9 protein-coding genes are annotated in these 12,913 nt (G+C 67.3%); 3 read left to right on the plus strand and 6 right to left on the minus strand.

The window, feature by feature from the left end; all coding sequences use genetic code 11:
- Nucleotides 1-156 precede the first annotated feature (156 nt).
- A complete protein-coding gene (locus LU699_RS00475; RefSeq protein ID WP_232134948.1) occupies nt 157-1,518 on the plus strand; it encodes a glycoside hydrolase family 16 protein in 1,362 nt (453 codons plus the stop codon).
- A gap of 34 nt (nt 1,519-1,552) precedes the next feature.
- On the opposite strand, the gene LU699_RS00480 is transcribed toward LU699_RS00475, so the two are convergent.
- Both LU699_RS00480 and LU699_RS00485 read right to left on the minus strand, forming a co-directional pair.
- Entirely contained in the window at nt 1,553-2,512 is a 960-nt protein-coding gene (locus tag LU699_RS00480; RefSeq protein WP_232134946.1) for a glutaminase, read from the minus strand.
- Nucleotides 2,513-2,596: 84 nt separating this feature from the next.
- Nucleotides 2,597-5,704, minus strand: coding sequence for a discoidin domain-containing protein (locus LU699_RS00485; RefSeq protein ID WP_232580444.1), 3,108 nt, complete (start codon nt 5,702-5,704; stop codon nt 2,597-2,599).
- Nucleotides 5,705-5,969: 265 nt separating this feature from the next.
- Between LU699_RS00485 and LU699_RS00490 the strand changes: the two genes are divergently transcribed.
- Nucleotides 5,970-6,932, plus strand: a complete 963-nt coding sequence (locus LU699_RS00490) for a glutathione S-transferase family protein (RefSeq protein ID WP_232134942.1) — start codon at nt 5,970-5,972, stop codon at nt 6,930-6,932.
- 1 nt (nt 6,933) lies between these two features.
- Here the strand turns inward: LU699_RS00490 and LU699_RS00495 are convergent, their stop codons facing one another.
- From LU699_RS00495 to LU699_RS00505, 3 genes are all read right to left on the minus strand, one after another.
- Nucleotides 6,934-7,497 (minus strand): DUF6151 family protein, encoded by a 564-nt coding sequence (locus LU699_RS00495; RefSeq protein ID WP_232134940.1) that lies wholly within the window; start codon nt 7,495-7,497, stop codon nt 6,934-6,936.
- A gap of 63 nt (nt 7,498-7,560) precedes the next feature.
- Nucleotides 7,561-7,956 carry an SMU1112c/YaeR family gloxylase I-like metalloprotein gene (gloA2, locus tag LU699_RS00500; RefSeq protein WP_232580445.1) on the minus strand — a complete coding sequence of 132 codons (396 nt, stop codon included), beginning with the start codon at nt 7,954-7,956 and terminating at the stop codon, nt 7,561-7,563.
- A 2-nt stretch (nt 7,957-7,958) separates the two neighbouring features.
- Nucleotides 7,959-8,861, minus strand: coding sequence for a dienelactone hydrolase family protein (locus LU699_RS00505; RefSeq protein ID WP_232134935.1), 903 nt, complete (start codon nt 8,859-8,861; stop codon nt 7,959-7,961).
- Between the two features lie 203 nt (nt 8,862-9,064).
- On the opposite strand from LU699_RS00505, the gene LU699_RS00510 reads away from it, so the two are divergent.
- Complete coding sequence (locus tag LU699_RS00510) at nt 9,065-11,860, plus strand: TonB-dependent receptor (protein ID WP_232580446.1); 2,796 nt, start codon at nt 9,065-9,067, stop codon at nt 11,858-11,860.
- Between the two features lie 72 nt (nt 11,861-11,932).
- On the opposite strand, the gene LU699_RS00515 is transcribed toward LU699_RS00510, so the two are convergent.
- Nucleotides 11,933-12,865, minus strand: a complete 933-nt coding sequence (locus LU699_RS00515) for a M14 family metallopeptidase (protein WP_232134932.1) — start codon at nt 12,863-12,865, stop codon at nt 11,933-11,935.
- Nucleotides 12,866-12,913: the final 48 nt, after the last annotated feature.

The raw sequence follows: 12,913 nt of genomic DNA on the forward strand, positions 1-12,913 counted from the left end.
CGCGTCGTTTCACAGGATCCGAACGCAATTCCGTGACCTCGTGCGCCGAACGAGACATACGCGCGGCGCGCTTTTGACAGCGTTGTCAATTGGCGGCAGCGTCGATGCCGGTCCAGCGCAGGGGGTGGGCCCAACACCATCACGCAAGGAGCCCACATGGATCGCACATCCCTCATCGCCCTTCCGATCGCCGCATGCGTTGGCCTCGCCGCCCTCGCCCTGCCCGCAGCTGCGCAGGCACAGACGCCGGTCTGGGAAGAGAACTTCAACGGCACAACGATCGACGGCAACACCTGGACATTCGACGTCGGCACCGGTTGCCAGATCGGCATCTGCGGCTGGGGCAACAACGAGCTGCAGTACTACACCAGCCGCCCGGAGAACGCGCGCGTCGAGAACGGCAATCTCGTCATCGAAGCGCGTCGCGAGACCTTCGAAGGCAGCCCTTTCACGTCCGCGCGCCTGAAGACCGAAGGCCGCGTGCACTTCAAGTACGGCACGCTCGAAGCACGCATCAAGACGCCCGAAGCCGGCAACGGCATCTGGCCGGCGTACTGGATGCTCGGCGCGATCGGTGTGTGGCCCGACCGCGGCGAGATCGACATCATGGAGATCGGTCACGTCGACGGCATCGCTGCAGGCATGGGTAATCGCCGCGTCGGCGGCGCCGTGCACTGGAACTACGGCGGCGGCCACGCCAGCCATGCCGATTACGCGGACTTCCCGAGCAATCTGCACGACGACTACCGCACCTATCGCATGACCTGGGATCCGGACTTCATCCGCGTCACCGTCGACGGGCTTCAGTACTTCGAAATGGCGATCTCCGACATCGCGGGCGCCTCGCTGCACGAATTCCACGCGCCGCATTTCCTGCTGCTCAATCTCGCAGTCGGCGGCACTTACACCGGCATTTCCAATCCAAACGGCGTCACCGCGCCGCTGCCGGGCAGGATGCTCGTCGACTGGATCCGTCTGTACCAGGACCATCCCGACAGCGAACTGCAGATCGGCGGCGACAGCGCGGTGCCGGCCGGTCGCTTCGGGGTCTATTCCGAACAGGGCGGCCTGGCTGGCGCACTGGATTTCGGCAGCGACGCCGATCTGTTCGTGTGGAACAACCTCGCCCCGATCAGCGCCGCGCCATTCGAAGGCAACGAGGCGATGGCGTTCCGTGCGAGCGCCGGGCAGTGGTTCGGTCTCGGCATCCTGACCGACTACCGCAACATGAGTGCTTATGCTGGCGGTGCGCTGAAGTTCCACATGCGCACGACCACGTCGTCGACGTTCAAGATCGGCATCAATACGTCGTTCGGTGACAGCTGGGTCGACTTCGCCTCTGGCGGGCCGAACTACGGGCTGGTGCGCGACGGGCAGTGGCACCAGGTCACGATCCCCTTCAGCGCCTTCTACGATCTCGACCTGCACGCGGTGAAACAGATGTTCATGGTCGTCGCCGATCCGCCGGCGCAGGACGTCGAACTGGTCATCGACAACGTCTACTACCAGAGTCCGTGACCACGGGACCGGGCGCGGCGCGCCGCGCCCGGTTCTAGAAGACCGACAGGCCGGTCATGCGCGTGAAGCGATGCAGCGCGTAGCCGCCAAGCAGCGAATTGCCCTTCTCGTCCAGCGCCGGCGACCAGACGCAGAGGTTCAGCACGTGCGGTACCACCGCAACGATGCCGCCACCGACGCCGCTCTTGGCCGGCAGGCCGACGTGGAACGCGAACTCGCCAGCGGCGTCGTAGGTGCCGCAGGTCATCATCACCGCGTTGATGCGCTTGGCGCGCTCGATACTGGTGACCTGCGCGCCCGAAGAGGGGCATTTGCCGCGGTCGGACAGGAACTGCAGGCTGCGTGCGAGGTCGATGCAGTTCATCTTCAAGGCGCACTGGAAGTAGTAGAAATCCAGCACCGCCTGCACGTCGTTCTTGATGTTGCCGAAGCTGCGGATGAAGTTGGCGAGCGCCACGTTGCGGTAGCCGCTCTTGCGTTCCGATTCCCAGATCTCGTCGTCGCGTCCGATGTCCGGATTGCCCGTGCGTTCGCGCATGAACTGCAGCAGCGCGGCTTCCGGGTCGTCGTAGTGCGAGAGGATGACGTCGGCGACAACGATCGCGCCGGCATTGATGAAGGGATTGCGCGGAATGCCGGCCTCGTGCTCGAGCTGGATCAGCGAATTGAACGGATCGCCCGAGGGCTCGCGCCCCACCCGCTTCCACAGATCGTCGCCAGCCTTGTCGAGCGCCAGGGTCAGCGTGTGCACCTTGGAGATGCTCTGAATCGAGAACGGCGCATGCGCCTCGCCCACCGTGTAGACATCGCCGTCGAGCGTCGCCACCGCCATGCCGAAGGTGTCGCGCGGCACGGACGCAAGCGCAGGAATGTAATCGGCGACCTTGCCCTTCTGCGCGTCGAAGCGTTCTCGGACCTCCGCGTGGATCGTCTTCAGGATGTCCTGCAGATCGTGGCGGCTCAGATCGTGCGGATTCTGCGGGGGACTGCGCATGACGCCTCGGCTGGGGACCGGCGGAAGTGCCGGCTCCGCAGCATGGCGTCGAAGGCGTGACCATCCGGTCACGCCAGCACGGCCTCAGTCCTTGGACCAGTCCGCTTCGAGTGTGCGGAACGATGTTGGCAGGGTGATGCCGTGCGCGTCGTAGTCGCGTGCCTCCACGCCGTCGACGCGCACCCGCTGCGGCCGCGTGCGCTGCGGCCATGCGAGATGCACGGTGCTGCCCGCACGCAATCCGTCGCCGAGTGCGAGATCGAGGCGCGCGGCATCGCCACGCGCGTGCAGGGTCAGCGGCCCGTACGCCGTCGGCAGCGCATCGAGTCGCAGGCCCTCGCCCGCCAGCCAGTCGGTCGGCGTGCCGGGCAGCAGCTGCAGCACGGTGTCTTCCTCGCGCATCAGCATGCCGAACACCGCACGCGCGTATTCGGCGCCGATCCAGGTGTGCGGCATGTCGCCGAGATAGCGCGGGAAGCGCAGCCGCGAATGCACGACCTCGCCCCAGACGTGCCAGGGCTGCGGGCGCCGGTCGTCGAGCATGCGCGAGAGCATCTCCCATGCGGCATCGGGCTGGTCCAGATGGACGAACGTCAGCACGTTGCGCAGTTCATAGGGCGAGTACGCATACAGCGCGTCGGGCGCGCCGTTGCGGCGGAAGTCGGCGAGATAACGATCGAAGGTGTTGCGCAGCGCATCGGCGGGCAACAGGTCCTGCTGCCCGGTCGGGTCGAGCGCGATCGAGACGCTGGTGGGGTCGTTGCCACCGAGATCGGCAGCCGCGGGCACGGTGTCCTGGCCGCTCCAGGCCATGGTCGCGCGGATCGACGCGGCCACGTCGGTGCGTAGCGCGTCGTATTGCGCCCGCGCCCAGCTGGCGGTTTCCGCATCGCCCAGTTGTTCGGCGAGCCACGCGCCATCGTGCCAGCCCTTGAGCGCCCAGTAGTCATCCCAGTAGCTGTGCGTCGGGCTTGAATAGCCTTCGTGGCTGATCGACGGCGCGATGATGCCGCGGAAGCGCTCGGGTGCCGGCGCATCGGCCATGTAGCCCGGGACGAGCGTGCGTTCGCGCAGCGTCTGCAGGAACCGCATCGCCGACGTCACCTGCGGCAGGTAGTCGCGGACGGTTTCCGGCCCGCCGTCGAGGCGCGCGACATCGGCCACCAGTGCGATGTACTGTCCTTGTGCATCGAACTCGATGTCGGAGCCGAAGCCGGTGAACAGCGTGCCGTCGTCGTTGATGATCGGCGACACCAGACCCGATTCGCGCACCGCGTGATCGGTGTACCAGCGCAGGAAATCGCGGGCCACGTCGGCCTGGCCCATGCGCAGCAGCACAGCGGCGGTTGCCGCGCCATCGCGGATGAAGGAGCGGTCGTAGTTGCGCGGCCCCGGCTGCATCGCCTGGCCGGTGCGATTGATCAGCATGTAGGCCGCCTGCGTGCGCAGCGCGTCGACCATGTCGGCATCGGGCAATGCGATGTGCACATCACCGAAGCGCGCGCGCCAGTCGTCGGCAACGTCCGCGGCCAGCGCATCGAAACTCGTATCGGGTGTGCCCGCGACGCGCAGCGACGCCGGCACCAGCGCCGGCGCTTCGGGCAAGGGGCCATGACCGCGGTCCGTGCGCGTGATGCCTAGCGGAAACGCGACGACCACCGATTCGCTGGTGCCGGGCGCGAGCCGCATGCGGTAGCCGAGCAGCGATGCGGCGAGGCCCGCATCGTCGTGCGCGGCCTGCGCATCCGGCGCGGTGCCGGCTGCGGCATGCGGCGTGAGTTCGCTCGCGCCGTCTTCGCCGAACGGTGCCGCGCCCTGGTGCGTCGGCGGGGTCAGCGATGTCAGCAACATGCGGTCGTTGACGCGGACCGCGGTGCCGAGTGGATCGGCAACGATCGCGATCTCGCGTATCGGCGACAGCCCGCCGTTCTGCCATGGCGGATTCATCTGCATCGGTCGCACCAGCAGCGACAGCGTGCCGTCGATCGCAGTCGCGCCGTGATTGGTCACGCGATGCCGCAGCAACGTGACCGGCTGACCGTCGAGCGTCGCAGTGAAGGTCTCGCTGCGCACTGCTATGTCCGGCGTCGCCGTCCACTCGACGGCCGGCATCGGCATCCAGCGCTCGCGCAGTGTGTGCACCGGCGTACCGGTTGACGCGCTGGCCGCGCCGCGCGCATCGCGCCAGATCGCCTGCACCAGCGGCGCGCCCTTAAAGGCTTCGAGATTGCCCCACTCGTCAAAGATCGATTTCTGCAGGCCGCCGTGCACGCCGACGACTGTCCAGTAGGTCTGCTGCATGCGCAGCGAGGGCGGAAACAGCGCCGCGGTGCCGCGCGCCGCAGCCGCCTGATAGGCGCGCATCGGCGTAAGCACGTCGCCTGGCCCGAGCAGACGCAGGCGTGCGACAGCGGGTGGCGCACCGTCGGCGGCGGAGACGCGAACACGCAGCTCGCGCGCTTCCAGCGCGACCGGACTTGCCAGCGTCGACATGCCGCCGTCGCCGGGGAACGGATCGCGCGCCACGATCTGCCAGTCGCCGGCGGCGTCGCGTGCTTCGAGCATCGCGCCGCTGCGCGTACCGGCCCATTCGACGCGCAACCCGGCAGTGGGCTGCGGCGATGCGAACGACAGCGCAATGCGTCCCGAATCGCCGTCCATCTCGACCGGCACCGGCGACTCGTCTTTGCGCCACACGCGTGCGTTTTCCGGATCGTCCAGGCCTGCGATACGCGGCGCCTCGGCGACCGGCAACGGTTCGAACTCGAAGATCGACACGCCCCAGTCCGAGGTTTTCGGAAGCGCCGCCAGCCGTAGCCAGCGCGCACGCACCGGCGCGAAGAACAGCGTCTCGACGCCGCCGAGCGAATCCGCCTGCACGTGCACGTCGCGCCAGTCGCCTTCGCGCTCGGCCGCCTGCAGCACGAAGCCTTCGGGATTGGCGAGATCCCAACGGATACGCACGCCACCGATTTCGGCCGCGCGCCCCAGATCGACCTGGAACCAGTGGCCGGCGCTGAAGGCGCCGCCGGTCTTCGTGGCCGGATCGCCGTCGATCAGATGATCGATCGCCTCGGCCTGCACCTGCGCCGACGAACTCGTCGCCGTCCACGACGCACGCGGCGGCAGGCTGTCTTGCGCGAACGCAGACGCGCCGACCAGCGCACACACCACACCACACAGCCACCGCATCCGGTTCCGCATCGCGCACCTGCCCTGTCTTCGCACGCCCTCCCCAGGGTCGCGACGCCGGCACGTGGGCCGTCGCGACCGGGAGCGTAACCGTTTTCAGTCGAGCCGGGCGACGGCCTGCTGCAGCCGGGATTCCGGTGTACGCGTCTCCCGAATGTGCTGCCTGTACGACTGACCACTCCCCCGGGGACGTGGTCTTGACCCGGCATCGGCCAGGCTTGGCCCCCGCGCGCACCGCGCCGCAACCGCACAGGACATTGAACGCATGGGCATGCTGATCGAAGGCCGCTGGGAATCCGACGACGACAAGCTCGTCCGCGAGGACGGCACGTTGCAACGGCCCGACTCGGCGTTCCGCAACTGGATCACGCCCGATGTCGCGCCTGGTCCGACCGGCGAAGGTGGATTCGCCGCCGAGCCCGGCCGCTATCACCTCTACGTGGCGCGCGCCTGTCCCTGGGCGCATCGCGCGACGCTGTTCCGCGAACTCAAGGGCCTGCAGGCGATGATCGGACTGTCGGTCACCCACTGGCTGATGGCCGACGACGGCTGGACGTTCGCCACCGGCCCCGGCGTGATCGCCGATCCGCTGTACGGCGCCGGGACGGTCTGGCAGCTCTATGTGCGCGCCGATCCCCACTACACCGGCCGCGTGACCGTGCCGGTGCTGTGGGACACGCAGCGCGAGACCATCGTCAGCAACGAATCGGCCGACATCATCCGCATGTTCAACCGCGCGTTCGATGGTGTCGGTGCGACGCCCGGCGACTACGCGCCCGCGGCGCTGCTCGGCGAGATCGACGCCCTCAACGCGCGCATCTACGACGGCCTCAACAACGGTGTGTACAAGGCCGGCTTCGCAACCCGACAGTCTGCCTACGACGATGCGGTGCGCGGCGTATTCGAGACACTCGACTGGCTCGAATCGCATCTGTCCGGACGCACCTGGCTGTGCGGCGATGTGCAGACTGAAGCCGACTGGCGGCTGTTCACCACCCTGCTCCGATTCGACGCGATCTATCACGGCCACTTCAAATGCAATCTGCGGCAGCTCAAGGACTACCCGGTGCTGTCGGCATACACGCAACGGCTGTACGCCGAACCGGCGGTCGCGCCGACGGTGAACTTCGACCACATCCGTCGCCACTACTACCAGAGCCATCGCCAGATCAATCCGACCGGCATCGTGCCGGTGGGTCCCGAACTCGCGTTTCCGGCGCCGTTCTGAGTCAGGCGCCGCGTGGTGCGTCGACGACCTGCGGTGTGCGCACCGGCGCACCGTCGGCATTGAAGAAGGCCCGGTTGCGCAGGCCGCGCAGTCTCGCTGCGAGCAGGCGCAGGAAGATGCGGCCGCCGCCGATCGCGGTCGCGAGGGGCGTGCCCGGCACATGTCCTTCGGCCGACGCTTGGTTGAGTACGAAGCGCGGCGGGCCGAACGCCGCATCGCGATCCTGCGGTTCCAGCGCGTCGGCGATTACACCGACATAGGCAACACGCGCATCGCGCGCCGTGTTGGCGATCGGCGCCTTGCAGCAGTCGGCGTACCAGCGCAGCAGACCCCTGTCCGACAGCGACAGACAGGCCAGTCGCGCTTCCCCGGTGGTGAACCGGATCGCGTCCGGTGGCACGGCGACGATCGCGGTGCCGTCGTGCGCATCGAGGACTTCGTCGGCGCCCAGAAAGCGTGCATAGGCGCGGCAATCGCGGCAGTAGCATCGCGCATGTCCGTAGGCGTGGGCGTTGTCCACTTCGCCGCGCAACTGTCCGCAGCGGCATCGCAGTTCGACGTGCATGACCGTCTCGTGGGATTCAACGCCCGGATGCTGCGCCCGCATCGCGACGGGCCATGTGAACGCTCATCCTGCCGCGGCGATCTCGTAGAGTTCCAGCGGCAGGCCGTCGGGATCGGCGAAGAACACGAAGCGCTGGCCGGTATACGGGTCGACACGCACCGGTTGCAGCACGACGCCACGCGCGGTCAGACGTGCGCAGGCCGCGTCGGTGTCTTCGACGGCGAAGGCGAGATGGCGCAAACCACGCGCTTCCGGCCACGACGGTCGCGCCGGTGCATCCGGGAATGAGAACAGCTCGACCTGCCCGCCGTCCGGCAGGGCGAGATCGAGCTTCCATGACTGCCGTTCTTCGCGGTAATGCTCGTCCAGCACCCGCAGCCCGAGCGTCTCGACGTAGAACGCTTTCGACACCGCGTAGTCGCCGCAGATCACCGCGACATGGTGGAGGCCGCGCAGCATCGTCAGGCCGGGACTTTCAGCGTGCGTGCGAACAGCGCCAGCATCTTCGTCCAGGCTTCCCTGGCGGCGGCTTCGTCGTAGCGCGGCGTGGTGTCGTTGTTGAAGCCGTGTTCGGTATCGGCCGGCTGGTACAGCGCGAACGTCTTGCCGGCCGCCTTTAGTGCAGCTTCGTAGTCCGGCCATTGCGCATTGACGCGCGCGTCGTTGGACGCGAGCACCACCAGCAGTTCCGCCGTGATCTTAGGCACGTCCTCCAGCGGCGCAGCAGGTCCGTAGAACGGCACCGCGGCGCGCAGCGTCGGCAGCTGCGTCGCCAGCCAGTTGGCCATGCCGCCGCCGTAGCAGAAGCCGACGACGCCGAGACGTCCGTTGCCGCCCTCGGTCTTCTGCAACCAGCCTGCAGCGGCGACGAAGTCCTGCCGAGCCGTGTCCTGGTCCAGCGTGGCGAACAGCGCACGCGCGGCGTCTTCCTCACCCGGATAGCCACCCTTCGGGAACAGTGCATCCGGCGCGAACGCGATGTAGCCCTCGAGCGCGATGCGCCGCGCGACGTCCTCGATATGCGGATTGAGGCCGCGGTTCTCGTGCACCACCAGCACCATCGGCAGAGGACCGCTCGTCCCGGCCGGCTGCGCGAGATAGCCACGGCCGCGGCCATTGCCCTTTGGCGAATCGAATTCCACGTGCCGCGTCTGCAGACGCGCATCGTCCGGCGCGATCTGCTGCGCGCTCGCGAACTGCGGGCTCAGTGCGGCCAACAGTCCGACCGCGCCCGCGGCGCCGGCGATACGGCCCGCGCGCGTCAGGAAGCCGCGGCGATCGATCGCGCCGTGCACATAGTCGTCGAACAACGCGAGGACGTCGGGATCGAAATCGCGTGCGGTCTGCTTCGGCGGTGTAGCCATAACGTGCTCCTGCGGCGGATCGGGCCTCGATGGTAATCGCCGCGCGTGACGTGCGGCGTGCGGCCGCCGCAACGCCGCGTTGCACCGCAACAAAACTTCAATACATCGTCGTTAGCCTCCGGCCCCGGTCGCACGTCGGCCCATCGCGTCGCGTGCAAGCGCACGGCGCGCTCGTCCATCCGTCTCCAAGGGGAACACCTGGCATGAAGTCCTACCACCCGGCGCGCCGCGCGTCCGGGCCGCGCCCGCGCTGCCTGAGCCGCAGCATCCATTCCCTTCTCGTCGGCGGCATGGTCGCCATTCCGACGCTCGCCCTCGCGCAGGACGCGCCGGCAGCCGACGACATCCAGGCATTGGACGCCGTCTCGGTCACCGGCAGCTACAGTCGCAGCCTCGAGCAGGCCGTCGATCTGAAGCGCGACAACGTGGGCTTCTCCGATTCGATCGTCGCCACCGACGTGGCGGATTTCCCCGAGCAGAATCTCGCCGAAGCGCTGCAGCGCATGCCCGGCGTCACCATCGAACGCAACAAGGGCCTGGGCTCGCGCGTCAACGTGCGCGGCCTGCCGTCCGACTACACGCATGTGTCGATCAACGATCTCGCGACGGCCTCGGGCAGCGGCGGCCGTGAAGTGGAATTCGACATCTTCGCGTCCGAGATCATCCAGCAGGTCACGGTGCAGAAGTCGCCGACCGCGGCGGATGAGGAAGGCGGCATCGCCGGCTCGGTGAAGATTTCCACCGCGCGCCCGTTCGACTACAGCACGCGCCAGCTGGTCGGCTCGGTCGAAGGCGCACACAACTCGATCTCCGAAGAGACCGATCCGAAGGTGTCTTTCCTCGCTTCCGACACCTGGGGTGACTGGGGCGCGCTGGTGTCGTTTTCCAAGGCCAAGCGCACCAACCGTACCGACGGCACGTCGGGCATCAACTTCCGCCCGATGTCGCGCTTTCTCGGCGCATCGGGCGTGCGCGGGTCGCAGGCCGAGGCCGTGATCGAACGCGATACCGGTCGCCAGATCGGCAATCGCGCGAACACGGCCGAATCGAACCTGATCGTGTTCCAGGACAAGGTCGGTGACCGCGTGTTCCTCAACGAACAGGACAAGTGGGGCGCGACCGCGTCGCTGCAGTTCAAGCCCAGCAATGACTTCAGCCTCACCTTCGACGCGCTGGTCGGCGGCTACGACTCGACCGAAGACGAGTACGACGCCGCTGCGTACTCCGCATCGAGCCGCAGCACCCTCGAGACCATCCACGCCTACGACGACACCACACTGGCCGAGCACGGCATCCTGGTGCTGCGCGACGTGTCGTACACCGCCACGCAGCACGAGTTCCTGAGCAAGGAACGCCGCAACGAAACCGACTTCCGCCAGTACAGCGCGGCGCTCGACTGGCGCGGCGACAGCTGGACCGTCGATGCCCTGCTCGGCTACTCGGGCGCGAAGAAGACCCTCGACTACGCCAACCTCAAGCATGTGGCCTACGCGCCCTCGCGCACGCGCTGGACCGATCGCGGCGGCGAGACGATTCCGAGCGCGTCGTCGAACGGCTTCGACATGTACGCCTCGCCGGAGCGCTACCTGTTCGAAGCCTACGAGACGACGCTCGAGCACATCAGCGACGACAAGTACGCCGCGCAGGTCAACGTGGGCAAGACGCTGGACCTCGCGTTCCTGCCGGCGCTGCGCAGCATCCGCTTCGGCGCGCGGCACACCGACAAGTCCAAGGAACGCCAGTACGGCGAGGCCAAGATCGGTGGCCCCTCGGCCGGCAACAACAGATGGGTCAACACGCGCACGCTGGCCGACAGCCAGTTGCAGCCGATCGGCAGCATCGTGCCCGGCGGCGCCTACACCGCGCGCGATCTCGACTGGCAGATGGTCGGCAACGACTACGCGCGCGACACCTTCCGCTATGCAGGCTTCTCCACCCTGTTCGACGACGCCCAGTACTACCGCGTCGACGAACAGGCGACGGCGCTGTACGCGATGGCGGACGTGGCGTTCGATATGGGCCGCGTGCCGGTCGACATCAACGCCGGCGTGCGCTACGTCGATACTTCGGTGACTTCGTTCGGCTATCACCCGGTGCAGAATCCGGACGGCAGCACCGGCTATACCGACACGCCTGTGTCGATGGACGGCGACTACAGCGACGTGCTGCCCAGCCTCAACCTCACCGCCGAACTGCGCGACGGCCTGCTGCTGCGCGCCGCTGCGTCGCAGACGCTGATCCGCCCGGCGATGACCGACATCGCCTACAAGCGCACAGCGAGCTGGAGCTCCTACCGCTTTACCGATGGCAACCCGGCGCTCAAGCCGACCTATGCCGACCAGTGGGAGGTGGGCCTGGAGCAGTATCTCGACAACGGCGGCCTGCTCGCCGCGTCCTACTTCCGCAAGAAGATCGACGGCGTGGTGATCAACGCGCTGACCGGCGTGGTCGAGGACGTGCCGGTCTACAACGCCAACGGCACGCTTAACGGCATCTTCGATTTCGACGTCTACCAGCCGGTCAATGCGGCGGGCGCCTACGAGGTCGACGGCATCGAGCTGATCGCGCAGCTGCCGCTGACGATGCTGCATCCGGCGCTGGAAGGGTTCGGCATCAACGCCAACTACACGATGCTCGACAGCTCGCTGGCTGGCGAATCGGACCTCGGTATCCAGACGCCGATGCCCGGCCTGGCCGAGAAGACCTGGAACCTCACCGCGTACTACGAGAACGCGCGCTTCGACGCCCGCGTGTCCTACAACCACAAGAGCGAGTACGTGGAATCGATCGGCTACAACATGTATCCGATCTACCGCGACGGTTACGGCCAGCTCGATGTGTCGATCGGCCTGCGTCTGGCCGACAACCTCAAGCTGAGCCTCAAGGGCATCAACATGACCGACGAGGCGACGACCGGCTACACCATGGATCCGTCGTTCCCGACGATGTACGAACTGTCGGGCCGCCGCCTTTCGCTGGGACTGCGCGCGGATTTCTGAGTCCGGCTGCGAAGGCAACATGGAAAAGGCCACCGCTTGCGGTGGCCTTTTTTTTCCGCGCAGACAGCGTGGTCAGCGATGCGCCAGAGCGTAATCCAGTGCGGAGACGATCGACGCCACCTGGGCGGCGTTGCATTCGACCGGCGTGGTGCGCGGGCTGTCGGGATAGACCTCGGTCGTGGTCACATACTGCGCGCCGGTGATGCCGGCGCACAGGCCGAGTTCTTCGACCGGATACTCGATCACGCCGTGCGCGACGACGGGCGAACCGATCATCTCGCCGTCGGCATCGGCCGGCGCGATGTGCGTGACCTGCTCCACCGCGGCGATGACCGCCTGTTGGAATGCGGGCTGCGGACGCACGCTGTCGTCGACCAGATAGAAGCCGTCGGGAATCCCGCCCGGCTCGAACGGCACGCCGTCGCGCGCAGCAAGGGCAGGACGGAATTCGGATTCGTCGGTATCGGTGGTCTCGTGCAGATCCACATGCACCAGCACGGTGCCCCGCAGCGGCGCGAGCAGCGCGACCAGCGCCGCCGACTCCTGCGCCGGGCTGCCGGCGCGGAACGAGCGGTTTGGGTCGATTGCGTCGAAGTTCCAGCGCTGGATGTGCTCGTAGCCCCAAGGGCTGACGCAGGGCACGACCAGCAGATTGATTCGGCCTGCGTAACCGGCGGCAGCGTGCTCGACGAAGTCCAATGCCCCTTCGATGCCGCTGGTCTCGTAGCCGTGCACGCCACCGGTGATCACGCCGACCGGCAGGTCCGGGTTCCAGTCACGGCTGCGGATCGCGAGCAGCGGATAACGACCGCCGCCTTCGCGCCGGCTGTAATCGAGCGTGTCATAGGTCTCGATGTCGAAACGATCGCGCAGCGCATCGACGCGCGTCACGACATCGTCGGCGTGGCTGCGCTGTCGCACCTGACGGGCCCGCCAGGCCGCGCGTTCGGCGTCGCCCCAGGGCTGGCCGGGGGTGCCGATCGGATAGAACGGGGTCTGCTGCATGACGTGCTCCGGCGCTGGAAAAATCGCGGGCACTCTAGCATCGCGTAC

The organism is Luteimonas fraxinea (genome assembly GCF_021233355.1).
Lineage (GTDB): Bacteria > Pseudomonadota > Gammaproteobacteria > Xanthomonadales > Xanthomonadaceae > Luteimonas > Luteimonas fraxinea.